Origin of the sequence: Carboxydothermus hydrogenoformans Z-2901, from assembly GCF_000012865.1 — a bacterium.
Taxonomy (GTDB): Bacteria; Bacillota; Z-2901; order Carboxydothermales; family Carboxydothermaceae; genus Carboxydothermus; species Carboxydothermus hydrogenoformans.
The window spans coordinates 1,373,723-1,395,000 of the sequence record NC_007503.1 but is presented as its reverse complement, the minus strand read 5'-3'; the positions used below and the strand labels follow the sequence as shown (position 1 = coordinate 1,395,000).

19 protein-coding genes and 2 rRNA genes (1 of these 21 cut by a window edge) are annotated in these 21,278 nt (G+C 42.1%); all 21 read left to right on the top strand.

The annotated features are described in order from the left end of the window. Positions 1-2,037 (top strand): 23S ribosomal RNA (locus tag CHY_RS07275); it begins 969 nt to the left of the window's first position. Positions 2,038-2,211: 174 nt separating this feature from the next. Then, positions 2,212-2,327 (top strand): 5S ribosomal RNA (gene rrf / locus CHY_RS07270). Between the two features lie 146 nt (positions 2,328-2,473). Continuing rightward, positions 2,474-3,505, top strand: coding sequence for an S-methyl-5-thioribose-1-phosphate isomerase (mtnA, locus tag CHY_RS07265; RefSeq protein WP_011344463.1), 1,032 nt, complete (start codon positions 2,474-2,476; stop codon positions 3,503-3,505). Between the two features lies 1 nt (position 3,506). After that, the gene (locus CHY_RS07260) at positions 3,507-4,139 is read left to right on the top strand and encodes a class II aldolase/adducin family protein (protein WP_011344462.1); all 633 of its coding nucleotides are present in this window, start codon (positions 3,507-3,509) and stop codon (positions 4,137-4,139) included. A gap of 9 nt (positions 4,140-4,148) precedes the next feature. Further along, complete coding sequence (locus CHY_RS07255) at positions 4,149-5,477, top strand: pyrimidine-nucleoside phosphorylase (protein ID WP_011344461.1); 1,329 nt, start codon at positions 4,149-4,151, stop codon at positions 5,475-5,477. Next, the gene (locus CHY_RS07250; protein ID WP_011344460.1) at positions 5,470-5,868 is read left to right on the top strand and encodes a cytidine deaminase; all 399 of its coding nucleotides are present in this window, start codon (positions 5,470-5,472) and stop codon (positions 5,866-5,868) included. Before CHY_RS07255 ends, CHY_RS07250 begins: the two co-directional genes overlap by 8 nt. Next, positions 5,868-6,554 (top strand): deoxyribose-phosphate aldolase, encoded by a 687-nt coding sequence (gene deoC, locus CHY_RS07245; RefSeq protein WP_011344459.1) that lies wholly within the window; start codon positions 5,868-5,870, stop codon positions 6,552-6,554. Before CHY_RS07250 ends, deoC begins: the two co-directional genes overlap by 1 nt. Before the next feature lie 165 nt (positions 6,555-6,719). Continuing rightward, entirely contained in the window at positions 6,720-6,872 is a 153-nt protein-coding gene (locus CHY_RS13165; RefSeq protein WP_162485071.1) for a hypothetical protein, read from the top strand. A gap of 106 nt (positions 6,873-6,978) precedes the next feature. Then, the gene (gene hydG / locus CHY_RS07240; RefSeq protein WP_011344456.1) at positions 6,979-8,352 is read left to right on the top strand and encodes a [FeFe] hydrogenase H-cluster radical SAM maturase HydG; all 1,374 of its coding nucleotides are present in this window, start codon (positions 6,979-6,981) and stop codon (positions 8,350-8,352) included. A gap of 9 nt (positions 8,353-8,361) precedes the next feature. Then, positions 8,362-9,555 (top strand): [FeFe] hydrogenase H-cluster maturation GTPase HydF, encoded by a 1,194-nt coding sequence (gene hydF / locus CHY_RS07235; protein ID WP_011344455.1) that lies wholly within the window; start codon positions 8,362-8,364, stop codon positions 9,553-9,555. Beyond that, complete coding sequence (locus tag CHY_RS07230; protein WP_011344454.1) at positions 9,548-11,746, top strand: sigma-54-dependent Fis family transcriptional regulator; 2,199 nt, start codon at positions 9,548-9,550, stop codon at positions 11,744-11,746. Before hydF ends, CHY_RS07230 begins: the two co-directional genes overlap by 8 nt. Positions 11,747-12,050: 304 nt before the next feature. Next, positions 12,051-13,115, top strand: a complete 1,065-nt coding sequence (locus tag CHY_RS07225; protein ID WP_011344453.1) for a hydrogenase small subunit — start codon at positions 12,051-12,053, stop codon at positions 13,113-13,115. Continuing rightward, the gene (locus tag CHY_RS07220; protein ID WP_011344452.1) at positions 13,115-14,542 is read left to right on the top strand and encodes a nickel-dependent hydrogenase large subunit; all 1,428 of its coding nucleotides are present in this window, start codon (positions 13,115-13,117) and stop codon (positions 14,540-14,542) included. Before CHY_RS07225 ends, CHY_RS07220 begins: the two co-directional genes overlap by 1 nt. 11 nt (positions 14,543-14,553) lie before the next feature. Next, positions 14,554-15,183: a Ni/Fe-hydrogenase, b-type cytochrome subunit gene (gene cybH / locus CHY_RS07215; protein ID WP_011344451.1), complete on the top strand. Its 630-nt coding sequence runs from the start codon at positions 14,554-14,556 to the stop codon at positions 15,181-15,183. Between the two features lie 9 nt (positions 15,184-15,192). Continuing rightward, complete coding sequence (locus CHY_RS07210; RefSeq protein ID WP_051250257.1) at positions 15,193-15,654, top strand: HyaD/HybD family hydrogenase maturation endopeptidase; 462 nt, start codon at positions 15,193-15,195, stop codon at positions 15,652-15,654. A 38-nt stretch (positions 15,655-15,692) separates the two neighbouring features. After that, positions 15,693-16,034, top strand: coding sequence for a hydrogenase maturation nickel metallochaperone HypA (locus tag CHY_RS07205; protein WP_011344449.1), 342 nt, complete (start codon positions 15,693-15,695; stop codon positions 16,032-16,034). 2 nt (positions 16,035-16,036) lie between these two features. Next, positions 16,037-16,699, top strand: a complete 663-nt coding sequence (gene hypB, locus CHY_RS07200) for a hydrogenase nickel incorporation protein HypB (protein ID WP_011344448.1) — start codon at positions 16,037-16,039, stop codon at positions 16,697-16,699. Then, the gene (gene hypF, locus CHY_RS07195; RefSeq protein WP_011344447.1) at positions 16,700-18,964 is read left to right on the top strand and encodes a carbamoyltransferase HypF; all 2,265 of its coding nucleotides are present in this window, start codon (positions 16,700-16,702) and stop codon (positions 18,962-18,964) included. A 6-nt stretch (positions 18,965-18,970) separates the two neighbouring features. Next, complete coding sequence (locus CHY_RS07190) at positions 18,971-19,186, top strand: HypC/HybG/HupF family hydrogenase formation chaperone (RefSeq protein WP_011344446.1); 216 nt, start codon at positions 18,971-18,973, stop codon at positions 19,184-19,186. Next, positions 19,177-20,253, top strand: coding sequence for a hydrogenase formation protein HypD (gene hypD / locus CHY_RS07185; RefSeq protein ID WP_011344445.1), 1,077 nt, complete (start codon positions 19,177-19,179; stop codon positions 20,251-20,253). The genes CHY_RS07190 and hypD overlap by 10 nt, the downstream gene beginning before the upstream one ends. Positions 20,254-20,266: 13 nt before the next feature. Next, on the top strand, positions 20,267-21,262 hold the full coding sequence (gene hypE / locus CHY_RS07180; RefSeq protein WP_041537954.1) for a hydrogenase expression/formation protein HypE: 996 nt from the start codon (positions 20,267-20,269) through the stop codon (positions 21,260-21,262). Positions 21,263-21,278: the final 16 nt, after the last annotated feature.

Sequence of the window (21,278 nt, the reverse complement as noted above, 5' to 3'; positions counted from 1 at the left end):
CGGGTTACCGAACCCAGTTAAACTCTGAATACCTGTAGCTTAGAGGCAGGGAGTCAGACCATGGGGGAAAAGCTTCATGGTCGAGAGGGGAACAGCCCAGACCGACAGTTAAGGTCCCAAAGGGCGTGCTAAGTGGGGAAGGATGTGGAGTTGCGAAGACAACTAGGATGTTGGCTTAGAAGCAGCCATCATTTAAAGAGTGCGTAATAGCTCACTAGTCGAGTGACTCTGCGCCGAAAATGTAGCGGGGCTCAAGCACGCCACCGAAACTTCGGCATGCTGGGAGTTGGAGGTACCGACTTCCAGTATGGGTAGGGGAGCGTTCTTACCTGGGGGAAGCGTAACCGGGAGGTTACGTGGACAGGTAGGAAGTGAGAATGCCGGCATAAGTAAGCGAGAAGGCAGGTGAGAATCCTGCCCGCCGGAAGCCTAAGGGTTCCTGGGGAAGGCTCGTCCGCCCAGGGTAAGCCGGGACCTAAGCCGAGGCCGAGAGGCGTAGGTGATGGGGAAGGGGTTGAGAATCCCCTGCCACCCGAGCCCGCTTGAGGGAAGGGGTGACGCAGAAGGATAGGTTGAGCGCGCGGCTGGAAAAGCGCGTCCAAGCCGGTAGGGTGTGGGATAGGGAAATCCGTCCCACGGAAAGCCCGAGAGGTGACGGGGAGGGAAGATAGAGTACCGAAGCAACCGAATCCAAGCTGCCGAGAAAAGCCTCTACCGAGGGCGAGGGTGCCCGTACCGCAAACCGACACAGGTAGGCGAGGAGAGAATCCACAGGCGCGCGAGAGAACCCTCGTTAAGGAACTCGGCAAAATGACCCTGTAACTTCGGGAGAAGGGGTGCCCCGGTAGGGTGAAGGATGAACATCTGGAGCCCGAGGGGGTCGCAGAGAAGAGGCCCAAGCGACTGTTTACCAAAAACACAGGTCTCTGCTAAAGCGAAAAGCTGAAGTATAGGGGCTGACGCCTGCCCGGTGCTGGAAGGTTAAGGGGAAGGGTTAGCCGAAAGGCGAAGCTCTGAACCGAAGCCCCAGTAAACGGCGGCCGTAACTATAACGGTCCTAAGGTAGCGAAATTCCTTGTCGGGTAAGTTCCGACCCGCACGAAAGGCGTAACGACTTGGGCGCTGTCTCGACGAGGGGCTCGGTGAAATTGTAGTACCTGTGAAGATGCAGGTTACCCGCGATAGGACAGAAAGACCCCGTGGAGCTTTACTGTAGCCTGGCATTGAATTTTGGTGGCGTATGTACAGGATAGGTGGGAGGCTGAGAGACCTGGGCGCCAGCTCAGGTGGAGCCGGCGGTGGGATACCACCCTTACGTCACTGAAGTTCTAACCTGCTGCCCTGTAGCGGGTGGGGGGACAGTGTCAGGTGGGCAGTTTGACTGGGGCGGTCGCCTCCTAAAGGGTAACGGAGGCGCCCAAAGGTACCCTCAGCGCGGATGGAAATCGCGCGGCGAGTGCAAAGGCATAAGGGTGCTTGACAGCGAGACCGACGGGTCGAGCTGGGTGGAAACACGGGCTTAGTGATCCGGTGGTACCGAGTGGAAGGGCCATCGCTCAACGGATAAAAGCTACCCCGGGGATAACAGGCTGATCCCGCCCAAGAGTCCACATCGACGGCGGGGTTTGGCACCTCGATGTCGGCTCATCGCATCCTGGGGCTGAAGTAGGTCCCAAGGGTTGGGCTGTTCGCCCATTAAAGCGGTACGTGAGCTGGGTTCAGAACGTCGTGAGACAGTTCGGTCCCTATCCATCGCGGGCGTAGGAAACTTGAGGGGGACTGTCCTTAGTACGAGAGGACCGGGATGGACGCACCGCTGGTGAACCAGTTGTCTCGCCAGGGGCACCGCTGGGTAGCCAAGTGCGGAATGGATAAGCGCTGAAAGCATCTAAGCGCGAAGCCAGCCCCGAGATGAGGTTTCCCATCTGGAGCAATCCAGAGTAAGACCCCGGAGAGAAGATCCGGTAGATAGGCCGGGCGTGTAAGCCGAGCAATCGGTTGAGCGGACCGGTACTAATAGGTCGAGGACTTGACCTTCAAACTAGAGGTTAGAGGTTGGAGGTTTGAGGTTGGAAAAACCGAAAACCGAAGACCTAAAACCATAAATTCCAAAATAAGCCTCTGTGCAGTTTTCAAGGAATAGGTGAGGAGAAGAGGTTTAATTATAAAATCCAACCTCCAATCTCCAACATCCAACTTCCAGAATAAGTTTCCGGTGGCCATAGCGGAGGGGAAACACCCGTTCCCATTCCGAACACGGCAGTTAAGCCCTCCAGCGCCAATGGTACTGGGACGATAGGTCCCGGGAGAGTAGGTCGCTGCCGGAAAAAACTCTAAAAGGGATAGGCAATCTGCCTATCCCTTTTTACTTTTATTCCTCATGAAAATGGTGGTTATCAGAACCGTCCCTAAAATTAGTGTTTGGTAGTGTTGGAAAAGTGTTATAATAACAGTGGGAAGGGGCGAGAATATAATGGATACAATGTACTGGAAAGATAATACCTTATTTTTATTAGATCAAACGAAATTACCTATCGAAGTTAAATACGTTAAACTTAAAACATATGAAGAGGTGGCAGAAGCTATTGTCTCAATGAAGGTCCGCGGGGCACCGGCCATTGGGGCTGCGGCAGCTTACGGAATGGTTCTCGGGGTTATGGGGTATAGAAATGATCAGAATTTAGAGGTTTATCTTAAAAATGTTTATGAAACGCTTAAAAATACCCGGCCAACCGCCGTTAATTTATTTTGGGCTTTAGACCGGATGTGGAAAAAATATCTTGAAGTAAAAAATCAAACCTTCGAAGAAATAGCTAATGCCCTTTTAAATGAAGCCAACAGCATATTTTATGAAGATATTGAACTGAATAAAAAAATTGGGGCTTATGGCTTAGAAGTTGTTCCTGAAAATGCCTCAATTTTAACCCACTGTAATGCCGGTGCCTTGGCAACTGCCGGCTATGGGACTGCTTTAGGTGTTGTCAGGGCCGCTTTTGAGGCGGGAAAATTAAGGAAGGTTTTTGCCGATGAAACCCGTCCTTTACTGCAGGGTGCGCGCTTAACTGCTTTTGAACTATTAGAAGATGGAATTGATGTTACTTTAATATGCGATAACATGGCCGGTTATGTGATGAGCCTTGGGCTGGTTGATTTAGTTGTTGTTGGGGCAGACCGGGTTACCGCAAACGGTGATGTAGCCAATAAAATTGGTACATATTCTTTAGCGATTTTAGCAAAAGAACATGGGATACCTTTTTATGTTGCTGCTCCTTATTCTACTATTGATTTGAATTTAACTTCAGGACAGGATATCCCCATTGAAGAAAGAAATCCTGATGAAGTTCGAAAAATTGGCGACCGGTTAATAGCCCCGCCCCAGGTTAAAGTTTTTAACCCTGCTTTTGATGTAACTCCGGCAAAATATATTACCGGGATAATAACCGATAGAGGAATTGTTCGTCCTCCCTATAAAGAAAATATTAAAAAACTCTTTGGAGGTAAATAAGGTGAGCAGGGAAGAGTTATTAGCCGCAGCCCGAGAGGTTGTTTTGGAAGGCCTGGTGGTATCTCCTTGGGGAAATTTAAGCCTAAGAATTAGCGATGATTCTTTTCTTATTACCCCAAGCGGTGTGGATTATAAAACTATGGATTCGGAGGACTTAGTTGAGATCGGCTTGGATGGGAATATCAAACAGGGAAAGCTAAAGCCTTCATCGGAGTACCAGCTGCACTTGGAAATTTACAAAGCCAGGAGGGATATTCGGGCGATTGTTCATACCCACAGTCCGTATGCTTCGGCTTTTGCTGTAGCCCGCAAACGGTTGCCGGCGGTGATTGAAGATTTAGCCCAGATTGTTGGTGGAGATGTAGAAGTTGCTAAATATGCTCTACCGGGTACGGGAGTGCTGGCTCGAAACGCGGTATTAGCTTTGGGAAACAAATTTGCAGTTCTTTTAGCCAATCATGGCGTAGTTGGGGTAGGAAGGAACATGGAAGAAGCTTTGCGAGTTGTACGGGTAGTGGAAAAAGGAGCAAAAGTTTTTCTTCTTTCGACAATTATTGGTGGTCCGGTATTATTGGAACCGGAAGAAATTCAGGTAATGCATGATTTTTATTTAAATAAATACGGGCAAAGGTAGGGATAAAAAATGAGAGCGTACGACATTATCTTGAAAAAACGGAACGGAGAAAAACTTTCTAAAGAGGAAATTTACTTTTTTGTCCATGGTTTTACCCGTGGTGAGATTCCTGACTACCAAATGGCAGCCTTCCTAATGGCAGTTTATTTTCAAGGAATGGATGATGAAGAAGTTGCCGATTTGACCATGGCAATGGTGGAGTCCGGGGATAAAGTAGATCTTTCAGCAATTTCCGGGATAAAGGTTGACAAGCATAGTACCGGGGGTGTAGGTGATAAAACGACTTTAGTTTTAGCACCGCTTGTGGCTGCGGTGGGGGTTCCAGTTGCCAAAATGTCCGGACGCGGCTTGGGACACACCGGTGGAACTTTAGATAAGTTAGAATCCATTGCCGGTTTTAATGTAGCTTTATCCCCGGAAGAGTTTATAAAGCAGGTTAATGATATAGGTATAGCGGTTATAGGGCAGACGGCAAAACTTGCTCCAGCTGATGGCAAAATGTACGCTTTAAGAGATGTAACAGCTACGGTAGATAGTCTCCCGCTGATTGCTTCCAGCATCATGTCCAAGAAAATTGCTGGTGGCGCCGATGCCATAGTCTTAGATGTTAAAACCGGTAGCGGAGCTTTTATGAAGGATTTAGAAGGAAGCATTCAGTTGGCACAAGCCATGGTAAAGATCGGCGAGAGGGTTGGGAGAGAAACGATCGCTGTTATATCAGAAATGGGTGAACCTCTGGGGTTTGCCGTGGGTAATAGCCTGGAAGTGAAAGAGGCAATAGCGACCTTAAAGGGTGAAGGGCCGGAGGATTTAACAGAACTTTGTCTTACCTTAGGCGGATATATGGTTTTTCTCGCCCGGAAGGCCGATACTTTTGAAACCGGTAAGGAAATGTTAAAAGAAGCTTTGCAATCGGGTAAGGCTTTTGCCAAGTTAAAAGAGTTTGTCAAAAGCCAGGGAGGTAATGTGCACCAAATTGACGACCCTGCGCTTTTACCAAAAGCACAAGCGATATCCCAAATTAAAGCGGAAAAAGAAGGCTTTGTCATTGAGGTTGATGCGTTAAAGGTTGGTTTAGGTGCCATGTACTTAGGAGCTGGCAGGGCAAAGAAAGAAGACAAAATTGACCACAGTGTTGGGATTGTTTTAAGGAAAAAAGTTGGAGATAAAGTGCTAAGAGGAGATGTCTTAGCCGAACTTCACTATAATGATGAAAAGAAATTGGAAGATGCGCAAAAAATTGTATTTGCAGCTTTTAAAATTGATAGTAGGCCCCCTCAAAAGGCTCCATTTATTAAAGCTGTGGTGACGTCTAAGGGAGTAGAGAAATATGTCTGATTTAAAAAACCTATTGTATGAAAAAGCCAAAGAAGCCAGAGAAAACGCTTATGTTCCTTATTCGGGGTTTAAAGTTGGTGCTGCAGTATTAGGAGAGTCGGGAAAAATTTATCAAGGGGCTAATATAGAAAATGCTTCTTACGGGCTAACTATATGTGCCGAAAGGGTAGCTATAACAAAAGCAATAAGTGAAGGTGAGAAAAAGTTAAAAGCCATTCTGGTAGTAGGGGACACACCAGGACCTATCTCGCCCTGCGGTGCTTGCCGTCAATTCATGGCCGAATTTAAGATTGAAACAATTTACTTAGCTAATCTGGCGGGGGACATAAAAGAATTTACTTTAGAGCAAATTTTACCTTATTACTTTACCTTAGAGAAGGAGGAAAATTAATGGTAAGTTCTACTAAAATTGCGCAAATGATTGACCATACCCTATTAAAAGCAACGGCAACTTATGCCGATATTGAAAAATTATGTCAAGAAGCTAAAGAGTTTAATTTTAAGAGTGTCTGCGTTAATCCTGCTTTTGTACCGTTTGCATCCCAATTATTAAAAGACTCTGAAATTAAAGTTTGTACTGTAATTGGCTTTCCGCTGGGGGCAACCAGCACGGCGGTAAAGGCCTATGAAGCTTCCTGGGCCGTTGAAAATGGAGCATTGGAAGTTGATATGGTAATTAATATTGGTGCCTTAAAAGCGGGAAGGTACGAAGAAGTTTTAGAGGACATAAAAGAGGTAGTAAGTGCGGCAAAGGGAAAAAATCCCACCGTTGTGGTTAAGGTCATTATCGAAACCTGTTACCTAACCGATGAAGAAAAAATTAAAGCTTGTGAATTGGCTGTTGAAGCGGGAGCAGATTTTGTAAAGACTTCAACGGGGTTTGGAACCGGAGGGGCAACCGTTGAAGATGTTCGTTTAATGAAACGGACTGTCGGCGAAAAAGCAGAAGTTAAGGCTTCCGGGGGAATACGGTCCTTTGCTGATGCCATTAAAATGATCGAAGCCGGGGCAACGAGACTGGGGACCAGTTCCGGTGTATCAATAATGCAGGGGTTGGTTAGCGGCGAAGATTATTGACACAAAGCAGGGCAGTTTGCCCTGTTTTTTTAAGTGGTGACAGAAAATTTATAAAATAAAAAAATATTAAGTGAAAGTTGACACAATAACAAACATCGTTTACAATATGATTAAAAGAAAGTTTTGGAAAAAATACTATTTAACTAAAAGGCAGGTGGCATAACGATGGTTGTATATATAATTGTATTTCTAATGCTTTGTCTTGTGGCTATAAACGGAATTATCGGAATTGGAGGGTTATATTTTGCTCTCAAAAGTTCCAAAAGTCACAATAAAATGGCTTTAATGAGGAAAACTCTATCGGCAGTAGATAATTAGTTTTTAAAGGAATTTAACACTAAAGAGCGCAAATTTGCGCTCTTTTTTTTTGTGTTAAAAAAAGTTATTATTAATAAAAAATATCAAAAAAAGAAGGGATTAAAAGATGACTCAGGAAATTATCACGTTAGTGCAAAGAACTTATGAAATTGTAAATAAAGTTAACCGGAATCCCAAGGAGGAGATTTCCCAAATAATTCAAAAATTGCAAAAGGGAGAGCGCCTAAGCCTGATTGAAGCGGGCATAGCTTTTGCCAATGACACTGAAGAGTTAGATCAAATTTTATTTTGGCAGGCCCGGAAGGTAAAAGAAGAGATTTACGGTAAAAGAATTGTTTTATTTGCACCTCTTTATTTAAGCAATATTTGCATTAATAACTGCAGTTACTGCAGTTTTCGTCGGGAAAATAAGGAATTATCTCGTGTTCGCCTGTCATTGGAAGAGGCTGTGGATGAGGCTAAAGCTATCCGGGAGATGGGACATACGCGCATCCTGTTAGTTATGGGAGAGGAACCGGAAGATAAAACCTTATCTTATTTAGAGGAAATAATTCCTGCCATCTATTCCGAGGTAGATATTCGGAGAATAAATGTAAATATAGCTCCTCTTACCCTTAAGGGGTATGAGCGCTTAAAAAAACTAAAAATTGGAACGTACCAGCTGTTTCAGGAAAGCTATAATCCGGAAGTTTACCGCGAAGTCCATCTGGATGGTCCGAAAACAAACTTTCTCTGGAGGCTTAACGCTGTTGAGCGGGCGATCGAAGCGGGAATTGATGATATAGGAATTGGAGCGTTATTTGGGCTTGGAGATCCGCTTTTTGAATTACTTGGAGTTATTGCTCATGCCGATTATCTAAAGAAAAAATTTGGAATTGGACCTCATACAGTTTCGGTTCCGCGTTTAAAGCCTGCACTGAATTCGGTATTTTCTAATGACTATAAGATAAGTGACCACAAATTTAAAAAGATAGTCGCTCTACTTAGAATAATGCTGCCTTACACCGGCATAATTCTATCTACCCGGGAACCGCAGCATTTACGGGATGAATTAGTAGAACTTGGTGTTTCCCAAATGAGTGCTGCGTCCCGAACCGGTCCGGGAGAATACCGGGGAAAAAAAGGCGAAGAAGAAAGACAGCAATTTTTACTTTCGGATCATCGCTCCTTAGCAGAAATTGTCGAGGTTTTAATTGATAAAGGGTTCCTTCCCAGTTTTTGTACAGCCTGCTATCGCAAACGAAGAACAGGAAAAACATTTATGGGATTGGCTGACCGGGGGCAGATCAAAGATTTTTGTACTCCCGATGCGCTTTTTTCGTTTGTGGAATATCTTTATGAGATAAGAGACAAGCATCCTGAACTATATAAAAAAGGTAATGGATATTTGTTGCAGGTGGTAAAGGACTTACCCAACTTTGAAAACATAGGGCGGGCTATTGAGTACATTTTAAAGGGCGAAAAAGATGTATTTATATAGGTGATGAATATGGAAAATTCATTACGACTGTTTCGGAAAACGATTGGTATTTTTGGACGGTGTAATGCTGGAAAATCAACATTGTTAAACAATATTATCGGTGAGGAAAGAGCCATAACCTCTTCAATTCCTGGTACTACCACCGATCCTAACCGTAGAGCTTTTGAACTTTTACCTTATGGTCCGGTTGAATTTATCGATACACCAGGATTGGACGATACTTCCGTTTTGGGAGAAATAAGAAAGGCTAAAACCCGAGAAGTTTTAGCTACTTGTAGTGTCGTTATTTTGGTTGGTAATACAGGATTTAAGCCGGAGGATTGGGAATTACAGTTTATTGAAGAAAATCAAACCACGAAAAAGATAATTGGGATTATTAATATGGTTGAAAGCAAAACGGAAAACTTAGAAGCTTGGAAAAAGTTTTTTGAAAAATTTAATATTCCCTATTTACTTCATGATTGTAAAAATGGTGCAAGTTCTGCGGTGCGTAATTTTTTAGTTCAAAATCTTCAGGAAAAAGTTCAAAAAACAGTGGTAGCAGACTTAGTACCTAAGGGAAAATCCGTTGTCTTAGTGATACCAATCGATGCTGGAGCCCCTAAAGGTAGGCTAATTCAACCCCAAATGCTTGTGTTAAGAGAACTCTTAGATTATCATATTATAGCGCATGTGGTTCAACCGGAAAGCCTAAAAGAGCTATTTTTAAACCTTAAAGAGGAACCTGGCTTAGTTATTACTGATTCTCAAGCCTTTGCTCAGGTTCGGGAACAGCTTCCGGATAAGATTCCTTTAACATCTTTTTCAATACTTATGGCGAGATTTCGCGGCGAACTTGCCTTTTTTTTGGAAGGAATACAGCATATGAAGCGTTTAGAAGAGGGTGCAAAGATTGGAATTTTTGAAGCCTGTGTTCACCACGTTCAGAAAAATGATATTGGTTCGGAGAAAATACCAGCAATTTTAAAAAAACTTACCGGGTTAAATTTTAATTATACGTTTTACAAAGGAAGAGAGTTTAAAATTAACGGTGATTTGGATTTGGCAATTCACTGTGGAGGATGTATGTTAACCCAGGAAGAAATGGAAAAACGAATTGAGTTTTTTAAAGAAAAGGGTATTAAAATAATTAATTACGGAATGCTTTTTGCTTACGATGCAGGAATTTTAGAACGGGCCCTAAAACCTTTAGGGGGTGCGTAGATTGCAAATTGTAACAACCGATAAGGAAAAATGCAAAGCTTGCTATGCTTGTGTTAGAAACTGTCCGGTTAAAGCAATAAAAATTGAAGAGCAAAAAGCGGAAGTGTTAGAGGAGAGATGTATTGCTTGCGGCAATTGCGTTCGGGTTTGCAGTCAGGGGGCAAAAAAAATTTATTCGTTTAAAGAAGTTGTTTTAGAAAAAATAAAAAACGGTGGCAAAGTAATAGCGCTTTTGGCCCCTTCCTACCCGGTGTCTTTTTATCCGTTAAAACCCGGGGAGGTCCACGGTAAGTTAAAAGCTTTTGGTTTTACCAGAGTGGAGGAAGTAACCGCTGGAGTTGAAATAATTTTACCGGAGTACGGAAAATATTTGAAGGAAACGCAGGATTATGTTATTAGTTCTGCCTGTCCTGCTATTGTATCCTTAATTGAAAAACATTATCCAACTTTGGTAAATCACTTGGCTCCTATAAAATCACCTATGGAAGCATTAGCAAAGTATATAAAAATGGAGGAACCGGATGCGTTTTTGGTTTTTATAGGTCCCTGTATTGCTAAGAAAAATGAGGCATTAAATTTTAGAGAAAATTATGTGGATGCGGTTTTAACCTTTAAAGAAATTAAGGAATTGTTAAAAGGTGTTAATGGTGGGGATACTTACGAGTATCCGCGAAACTTTACTCAGTCCTTTCCAATACCTGGAGGTTTAATTTTGTCCTTAAAGCAACGAGGTTATGAAATTGAAAGCCAGCGGAGTATTTCAGTGGAAGGAAAGGAACAAATAATCGAGACTTTAGAAAGCCTTACAAATAATAGAACGTCGGGAGTATTGTTTTACGATTTATTATTTTGCAGAGGATGTATCGATGGGCCGGAAATAGATAGTGAATTAACGTATATCGAAAGGCGACAGTATTTATTAGAATTAAGTAAAGGAAATAAAACAATTTTGTCCAAGAAACCTGCTGGAACCTTTAGAGTAAGGTATACGGTAAAAGCCAGAAAACTACCGTTGCCCACCGAAGAAGAAATAAGAGAGATCTTGGCTTATACCGATAAATTTACCCCCGAAGATGAATTAAATTGTGGAGCTTGCGGATATAATTCTTGTCGGGAAAAGGCGATAGCTGTATATCAGGGACTTGCGGAAATTGATATGTGCCTTCCTTTTTTATTAAAGAAAACCCGGGGTGAAGCGGAGTTTTATCGTAATAAATACGAAATGGAAAATCGCAAAAAATACTATTTGGATGGTATTACCGGCCAGACTGAAAAAATAATTGAAGTAAAAAAATTAATTGAAAAAGCGGCCATGTCCGATGGTAATGTGCTTATTCAAGGAGAAAGTGGAGTTGGTAAGGAAATTGCGGCCCGGACTATCCATTATTTAAGTGAGAGGGCGGACAAGCCGTTTGTAGCCATAAATTGTGCTGCAATACCGGAAAACTTACTTGAATCGGAGCTTTTTGGCTACGAAGAAGGGGCTTTTACCGGTGCTAAAAGAGGAGGTAAGGCGGGAAAAATAGAACAGGCTGATGGGGGAACATTATTTCTCGATGAGATAGGCGATATGCCACTAAGTATGCAGGTTAAACTTTTACGTTTTATTCAAAATCGTGAATTTGAACGGATTGGTAGTAACACGCCGAGAAAGGTGGACATAAGAATTATTGCTGCTACCAATCAACCGCTTGCTAAATTGGTAAAAGAAGGCCGGTTCCGGATGGATCTTTATTACCGTTTAAATGTTTTTAACATAAATATTCCGCCTTTACGCGAACGCCGGGATGATATCCCGCTGTTAGTTAATAGATTTATGAACGAGTTTTGTGAGCGAAGAAAAATGGCTCCCAAAATTGTAACGAGCGAAGCAATGAATATCTTAATGAATTATTCGTGGCCGGGAAACATTCGCGAGTTGCAAAACGTTATTGAACGTGCTTATTACCTGGCTGAAGGCAATTTAATAAAACCTGAGCACCTTCCTGCTCAGTTAACCTCCAAAGCGCTGTCGGGGGAGAGAATTACAAAAATTACAACTTTCAAGGAGGCAGTAGCGGAAGTTGAGAAAAAACTTATAATTGAGGGTTTAAAAGCTACTAACTATAATAAATTAGCCTGTGCCAAACTTCTGGGTATTCCCCGGGCTACTTTGTATCAAAAAATCAAGGAGTATGGAATTGAAGCTTAACTCTCAACTTGTACCCGGATGAAAAAGCATATAAAAAAAACTTATAACATAATCCTGAGAAAATTATTATTTTCACAAGTTTGTGCGAAAGTTATAGCTTAAAGATTAAATGTCTAAAAAATAGACATGTCTAAAAAATAGACAAATTAATTAAAAATTACGAAACTCAAGGATTTTTGCAACAAACTGTCTAAAAAATAGACAATTTTATGTTCCCGGATTAAGGAATCCGGGGTTTTTTATTTTGGTATAAAAATTGCTAGGAAGAGGTTATTGCGAAAATTAATAAGAGGGGGTTTCGGGATTGAACAAGATATCCAGAAGGGAATTTTTAAAGTTTGCGTCGTTTACCGCTGCGACCCTTGGGTTGTCCCAGAGTGTTCCGGAAGTTGCATATGCCCTGGAAAATGCCGCTAAGGGTCAGCCGCCAGTTATTTGGATTCAGGGAGCTTCCTGTACAGGATGTTCGGTTTCCCTGTTAAACTCCGTCCATCCGGATATTAAGGAAATTCTTTTAGAGATTATTAACTTAAAATTCCATCCCAATATAAGCGCTGCTACTGGACATGTCGCTGTTGAAGCTTTTTTAGGTGAAGCGGAGAAAAATAAAGGTAAATTCTTTTTGGTGGTCGAAGGTGCAGTACCAACAAAAGATAACGGGGTTTACTGCTCAATTGGTGAAAAAGACGGTCGGGAACTTTATTTTAGCGAAGTGGTAAAAGAACTGGGGGAAAAGGCCAAAGCGGTTATTGCAATTGGTACATGTGCTGCTTTTGGTGGTATTCCGGCAGCTGACCCCAATCCCACCGGATGTGTTCCAGTAACGGAGGTAATTGATCCCAAGAAAGTACTGAATATCCCGGGTTGTCCACCACATCCTGACTGGTTTGTTGGAAGTTTGGCGCATGTGCTTTTGTACAATGAACTTCCGAAAACCGATAAATTTGGTCGGCCCAAGATGTTTTACGAAGGTATAATTCACGACAACTGCCCACGACGCCAGTATTTTGACAACAGTATTTTTGCCAAGGATTTTAGCGAGCCGGGATGTTTACTTCTTTTAGGCTGTAAGGGACCTGTAACCCATTCTGATTGTCCTACAAGGCTTTGGAACGGTGGGGTAAATTGGTGTATAAAAGCAGGTCACCCGTGTATCGGTTGTACTGAACCGGGATTTCCGGATAAGACCGGTCCGATTTACGAAAAAATGCCGGAAATTAAATTACCGGGGATTTCCGCTTCGGCGGATACCTTTGGTGAAGTGGTTGGAGCGGCTACAGCCATCGGGCTTGGTGCTCATTTAATTGGCAATATTGCTACCGGCCGCTTGGGTGGACATAAGAAAAAGAAAAAGGAAGGTGAAGAGTAATGGCCCAAAGGATAGTAGTTGATCCGCTAAATAGAATTGAAGGACATTTAAAGATTGAAGTAATGGTGGACGGGGGTAAAGTTGTAGATGCCAAAAGTTCGGGAGTCCTTTACCGGGGAATTGAAACTATTTTGGTAGGACGGGATCCACGGGATGCCCAACAAATTACGCAAAGAATTTGCGGGGTTTGTCCTACCGCTCATGCTACTGCTGCCACCTTTAATTTAGACAACGCTTTTGGGATTCAACCCCCAAAAAATGGCCGGATCTTAAGAAATTTAATTTTTGGTGCCGATCATTTAATGGACCACATTTTACATTTTTACCATCTAAGTGCTTTGGATTATGTTAAAGGCCCGGATGCTTCACCGTTTATCCCCCGTTATGAAGGGGATTACCGGTTACCGGCTGCGGTTAATCAAAAAGTGGTGGAACATTATATTCAAGCTCTTGATATACGGAAAAAAGCTCATGAAATGGCAGCGATCTTTGGTGGGAAAATGCCCCATACGGTGGGGATTGTACCCGGAGGGTCTTCGGAGAATGTTGATGCTCAAAAAATTATCAATTTTCGCTCCCGCTTAAAAGAACTTATTTCTTTTATTGATAATGTATATATACCTGATGTTTTAACAATTGCCGAATATTATAAAGATTATTTTGACATTGGGAGGGGCTGCCAAAATCTTATGAGTTATGGTAGTTTCCCCCAAAAAGAAGATGGCAGCGAAAGATTTTTTAAAGCGGGTATTTATATAAATGGACAAGAACAAGAACTGAATCCCGAAAAGATTACCGAACATTTAAAATATTCCTGGTTTGATGATGCCAATTCCCAGAAGCACCCCAGGGAAGGAGTTACAGCGCCCAAACCGGGTAAAGATGGAGCCTATTCCTGGATGAAAGCTCCGCGTTATGATGGTCATCCGATGGAAGTAGGACCGCTGGCGAGAATGTGGATAGCCGGGGAAAAGAAGATTCGCGGACTGGGTGAAAAAGCTTTTTCCGTTTTAGGACGTCATCTGGCTCGTGCCTTGGAAACTTCGCGAATAGCTCATGCGATGGAGGAATGGATTAATGAGCTTGAACCGGGTAAACCAACCCACACTCCCTTTGAAATTCCCAAGGAGAGTGAAGGGATGGGGCTTACGGAGGCTCCCCGGGGGGCATTGGGGCATTGGATTAAAATTAAAAATTACAAAATTGCCAATTACCAGGCGGTGGTGCCAACTACCTGGAATGCTTCTCCCCGGGACGATAACGGGGTATTGGGGCCAATAGAACAAGCCTTAATCGGGACACCGGTAAGGGATCCGGAAAATCCAATAGAAGTGGCTCGGGTAGTTCGGGCTTTTGACCCGTGCCTTGCCTGTGCCGTTCACCTGTTTACCCCGGGTCAGGATTTAGGCAAGTTCAAAATTTATTAGGAGGTGTGATCATGGCCCGGAAGGTGTTGCGCCATCCCCTGTTTATTAGAGTAACCCATTGGGTTAATATGATAGCAATCACTTCATTGATTATCTCAGGCTTTTATATTCACAATCCTTTAAAGTACAACTTCTTTTCAACTATGGATGCAGCAAGAAAGCTTCACTTTTATATGATGTACGTTGTCATGGCTGGATTATTAGCTCGGGTCTATTATGCAATTGCTACCAAAGATTATCAAAATATCTGGTTTAGATTTAGAGACTTAAAAAACTTTCCGGCCCTTTTAAGATATTATCTGTTCTTGACTGATGAACACCCTAACTGGGGGAAGTACAACCCGGGACAAAAGTTAGTTTATTCGGGGTGGGGTGTTTTACTGATTATTCAAATCCTGACTGGACTTGCTTTATATAAACCTGATACCTTTCCAACTTTAGCTTACCTCTTTGGTGGTTTAAACGTTGCCCGGCTTATCCACTATTTAGTAAACTGGATTTTTGTCATAACAGTTGCCATCCATTTGTATCTCGATTTAACCGAAGGTTTGGGGGTTATCAAATCGATGATTACCGGCTATGTTACCGTTGATGAGGAAGAGACAGTGGTAACAAAGGAACAATTAAGGCAAACCATGTAGGTGATTTCTTTGGGAAAAACGTTAGTTTTGGGCATAGGTAACAGCATATTTAAAGACGAAGGGATTGGCGTTCACATTGTTAGAGAGTTAGCAGCTGAATACCATTTAGAAGATGTCGAATTTATTGATGGTGGCACCGCTTCTTTAGACCTTCTTGATTTTATCGAGGGTAAGGATAAGGTCATTATAGTCGATGCGGTCCAGGGAGGAGGTGTCCCGGGAACTGTTTACCGCTTCAAGCCTACAGATATTGAGATTAATTTTCCCCTTTCCCTTTCCCTACACCAGGTAGGCTTGATGGAGGTTTTGGGAATGCTTAAGTTTCAGGACCCCTCCTCCTTAAATAAAATCATTATTTATGGTGTTGAGCCAAAAGAAATGGGCTGGGGGTTAGATTTAAGCCCTGAATTGGAAGCGGTGAAAGAAAAAGTAAAAAGAGAAATCATAAAGGAGTTAAGTTCCGGGTATTAACCCGGTTTTCTCTTTTTGAAGGGAAGGGTAATGTTGTTATGCATGAAACTGCTTTAATGGAAAGTGTCTTGGAAATTCTCCGGGAAAGTGCAAAGGCCAATGGCATTCAAAAGATTACCAAAGTCAAGTTAAAAGTTGGGGAGCTAACCAATGCTTTACCGGAAGCTTTAGAGCTTGCCTTTGAGGCGGCCAAAGGGGACCTTCTGGCGAAAAATGCTGTTTTGGAAATTGAACAGGTAAAAGCCCAGATCTTTTGCCGGAATTGTCGGAAAATAAGTACGATAGATTGTTTTTCTTCTTACTGCTTGCACTGCTTTAGTAGTAATGTTAAAATAATAGCTGGAGACGAATTGTTAATCGACTACTATGAGGGGGAATAAAAATGCAGGTTCAACTTACCACCAATATTTTAAAGGCAAACGATGCTATAGCTGCTCTGAACCGAAAAATATTTAACGAAAAAAATATTTTCGTAATTAATATCATTAGTTCTCCCGGAGCCGGGAAAACTACGCTTTTAGAAAAAATTTTGCCGAAACTTCCTCCTGATATAAAACCGGCTGTAATTGAGGGAGATTTGACCACTACCAAAGATGCTGAGAGAATAGAAAAAACCGGCGTTTTTGCTCTGCAAATTAATACCTTAGGTGGATGTCATCTCGATGCCAATATGATAAACCAGGTGTTAGAAAAACTTCCCCTTGACGAGATTAATCTATTAATTATCGAAAATGTGGGAAATCTTGTTTGCCCTGCAGGTTTTGATTTGGGGGAAGATATGAAAATGGTCATATTGAGTGTTACCGAAGGAAATGATAAACCATTGAAATATCCGGTGATTTTTCGGGAAGCGGCAGTTTCGGTACTCAATAAAATTGATCTTTTAAATTACGTTGACTTCGATTTAAAGCAATACGAAGATGACCTTCAAGCTATAAATCCTGACCAGCAACGTTTTTATGTAAGTGCTCGCACGGAAGAAGGGTTAGAACCGTTAATTATGTTTATAGCAGAAAAGGTTCGAAGCAAAAGAGGCGGCGCATAAATGAAAGTTGCTAAAAAAATTGTAGTTTCAGGATTGGTGCAAGGAATCGGATTTCGTCCTTTTATCTGGCGGATTGCCCGGAAGTGGGAGATAAAGGGCTGGGTTAAAAATAGTCTGGCAGGAGTAGAAATTTTAGCTGAAGGCGAGGAAGAAAATGTAAATAAATTTCTTGCGGCAATTAAAAAGGAAAAACCGCCTTTGGCAGTTATTGAAAAAATTTCGGTAATACCTTTAAACCTATCCGGTAATTTTGAAACCTTTGAAATCATTGAAAGTCAGCGCGACCGGAAAGGGGTTTTGATTGTTCCCGCCGATTTACCCGTTTGCGGTGACTGTTTGCAGGAATTAAGGGATTCTTCTGACCGGAGATATCAATATCCCTTTATAAATTGCACCAATTGCGGGCCGCGTTATACGATTATTGAAAAATTACCGTATGACCGTCCGCATACTTCAATGAAAATATTTCCCCTCTGTCCGGAATGTGCTAAAGAATACAGGAATCCCGAAGACAGGCGTTTTCACGCCGAACCGGTTGCTTGTCCTGCTTGTGGCCCAAGGCTTTTCTTGTATGATAAAGAAAAAAATTTATTGGCTAAAGACGGTGAAGTCATCCATAAAACACAAGAATTACTAAAAAAGGGGTTTATTGTTGCTTTAAAAGGGCTTGGTGGTTACCATTTGGCGGCTGATCCTTTTAATGTAAAGACGGTTTTACTTTTAAGACAGCGTAAACACCGGGAAGCAAAGCCTTTTGCCCTGATGGTAAAAAATTTAACGGTGGCAAAAAAGCATGTATATATATCAAAAGCGGAAGAAAAGCTTTTAACCTCTAATGTTTGCCCGATTGTTTTATGCCGCAAAAAGAAAAGTTCAAAAATTGTTAAAGAAGTAAGCCCGGACAACGACTATTTGGGTATTATGCTTCCCTATACCCCTTTTCATTATCTTTTGTTGGAGCATTTTGAGGCGTTAATAATGACCAGTGCCAATCTTTCAGAAGAACCTATAGTTTATCAAGACGATGAAGTTTTTTTAAAGTTAAAAGATATTGCCGATTTTTTTGTAGTTAATAATCGGCCGATTTTACGTCCGGTGGACGATTCGGTGGCAATGGTCTATAAAAAAAGCCCGGTAATTTTACGACGGGCTCGGGGACTTGCGCCTTTACCTCTTAAAGTACGGGGGATGAAAGAGGGAATTTTAGCCTTAGGTGGTCAGTTAAAAAACAGTTTTGCCATCACTAAGGATAATTATGTTTATCTAAGCCAGTATTTTGGCGATTTAGATAATCTACCGTCGCGCTTAGCATACATGAAAGGTATAGACGATTTTTGCAGGTTTTTTGAATTTACTCCCCAAATAGTGGCGTATGATTTGCATCCCGGTTATTTTTCTTCGGAACTGGTGGAAGAAAAATATTCTAAGCTTAAAAAGTGTCCAATTCAGCATCACAAAGCCCATTTGGCTGCAGTTGTTGCTGAAAAACGAATAAAAGCTCCCTTTATGGGGGTAATCTTTGATGGAACCGGTTACGGTGAAGATGGGATGATCTGGGGGGGCGAGTTTTTTGTAGCCTTTACGCCAGAAGACTACCAGCGAATAGCCCATTTAAAATATTTTCCTTTATTGGATGGGGATGAGGCCATTAAAAAGCCCTGGAAATCTGCCCTCAGTTTATTAAACGAGGTGCAGGTGGATGTAGCTAATTTAATTTTTCAGGATATTGAAAGGATGGAGTTAGAGTTTGCTCAAAAACGTTTGGCAAAGCAGAAAATTTTTACTTCCAGCGTCGGACGGCTTTTTGATGGCATTAGTGCTTTGCTTGGTTTAAAAACCACCATAAGTTACGAGGGACAGGCTGCAATTTTACTTGAAACAATTGCCGACAGAAGTGAACGGGGATGCTATGATTTTACAATATTACAGGAAAAAATTCCTTACGAAATTGACTTTAGACCTCTTCTGCTTGATGTTCTTGCCGATTTAAAAAAGGGTGTTAATAAAAAAGTTATCTCCGGCAAGTTTCATAATACTATTGTTGAAATGATTGCGGGGCTTGGCAAAATTGTTAATAAACAATACGGTATTCAAAAAGTAATTTTGGCGGGAGGAGTATTTCAAAATCGTGTTTTACTGGAAAAAACTTTTATTAGTTTAAAAAGATTAGGCTTAAAACCTATCATACCTTCTTATATTCCCATCAATGATCAAGGGATTGCATTGGGACAGGCCTATCTTGCAAATAAGCTTTGTGAGGAGTGATAGTTTATGTGCCTTGCAGTTGCCGGTAAAATTGAAAAAATAGAGGGCGATATTGGGGTAGTTGATTTAGGGGGAGTAAGGCAACCAGTTAGCCTTATAATGGTTCCTGAAGCCAAAGAAGGGGATTACGTCTTGATTCACACCGGTTATGCAGTGGAAATAATTTCCGAGGAGGCTTATCAAGAAACGGTGGAATTGTTAAAGGAGTTAAGATGGGAATGACAAACAGCAGCATATTAAAATCTTTTCGTGAAATTATGGAAATAGTTCAGAAAAGCGACTTAACCATTAATATTATGGAAGTTTGTGGCACGCACACGATGGCGTTGTTCGAGCATGGGATTCGGAGTTTACTTCCTCAAAATATCAACCTTATTTCTGGGCCTGGTTGCCCGGTATGTGTAACCGGAGAGGAAATAATGGTAGAGGCTTTTGAGCTTCTTGAGAAACATAACGTTACCCTATTTACTTTTGGGGATATGCTGAAAGTTCCCGGAGAGGGGCGAACTTTAAGTATTTTAAAAGCCCAGGGCTTTTCTGTAAAAGTTGCTTATTCTCCCCGGAATGCAATTGAATTTGCCGAAAAAAATCCCAATATTGAAGTGGTATTTTTTGGAGCCGGGTTTGAAACCACTGCGCCGGCTTTAGGAGCGACAATTTTGGAAGCATATACGAAAAAACTTAAAAATTTTTCCATGTTTTTGGCGGTAAAAACAGTGCCTCCTGCCCTTGGATTTTTGGTGGAGCACAACAGCTTAATTGACGGATTTATTTTACCCGGCCATGTTTCAGCAGTAATTGGAGCCAAAGCTTTTAGATTTATTACCGAAAATTATCAAATACCTGCTGCGGTTACGGGATTTACCGCCGAAGAGCTTCTTTTAGGAATAAGTTTGGTAGTTAAATCAATTTTAAAAAAAGAACCAAGTTATTATAACGCTTATCCCCATGTCGTAAGGGAACAAGGAAATGTGGAAGCCCAGAGGATTATCGAGGAAGTTTTTGAAAAAGGCGATGCCAATTGGCGGGGAATAGGTAATATTCCGTTGTCAGGATTATTTATTCGTGAAAGGTATTCCCAATATGATGCGCGAAAAAAATATGGTTTGAGAGAAAAGCCGCCGATTGTTCCCCGGGGTTGCAAGTGCGGTGAAATTATGTTGGGAAGGATGCTACCTCCCGAGTGCCCTCTTTTTGCCAAAGGGTGTACCCCGGAAAAGCCCGTTGGAGCTTGTATGGTATCCAGCGAAGGTAGTTGTGCAGCTTATTATAAATACGGTAGGAGGTAGCAAGGTAAATATGATGGAAATAGTTACGCTGGCCCATGGGGCGGGGGGACGGTTAACCGAACGATTAATTGAAAACCTTTTTAAAAAATATTTAAATAACGAATACCTTCAGCAGGGGGACGATGGTGCGGTATTATCCCTTCCTGGAACAAAAGTTGTGTTTTCTACCGATAGTTTTGTAGTAAACCCACTATTTTTTCCCGGCGGAGATATTGGTAAATTAGCAGTATACGGAACCGTAAATGATTTAGCGGTGATGGGGGCAGAACCCTTATTTTTGTCTTTGGGACTCATTTTAGAAGAGGGATTAGAACTAAGCGAGTTAGAAAAAATTATCCAATCAATTGCTCAAGCGGCAGAAAAAGCGGGAGTAAAAATTGTTACCGGGGACACTAAAGTGGTAGAAAAAGGTAAAGGAGATAAAATTTATATAAATACCGCGGGCCTTGGTATAATTAACACCCCGAATAATCCGTCAGGGAAAAAGGCCAGACCCGGGGATAAAATTCTCGTCAACGGCTATTTAGGAGATCACGGAGCCGCAATATTAGCAGTACGGGAAAATATTCCGGGAGATTTTACGAGCGACTGTGCGCCTTTAAATGAACTTGTAAAGTCTATTATTCATGAATATCCGGTTCATGCTATGCGGGACCCGAGCCGGGGGGGATTAGCGGCTACCTTAAATGAAATAGCCAAACAAAGCAATGTGGGGATTGAGCTCTGGGAGGAGAAAGTTCCCATTAGACCGCAGGTTAAAACTTTATGCGGATATTTGGGATTGGATGTTTATGCTTTAGCAAATGAAGGGAAGGTAATTATGATTGTGCCTCCGGAGATAGCGGAAAAAGCTTTAGAAAAAATAAAGGCTCATCCTTTAGGGAAAGATGCCGCGATAATTGGAGAAGTTAAGGAAGCTCCGGCCGGGTTGGTTTACGTAAAGAACCGTATTGGCGGTGAAAGAATTATCAACATGCCTTTGGGGGAAAATTTACCGCGAATTTGTTAATTCAGCAGGAATATTA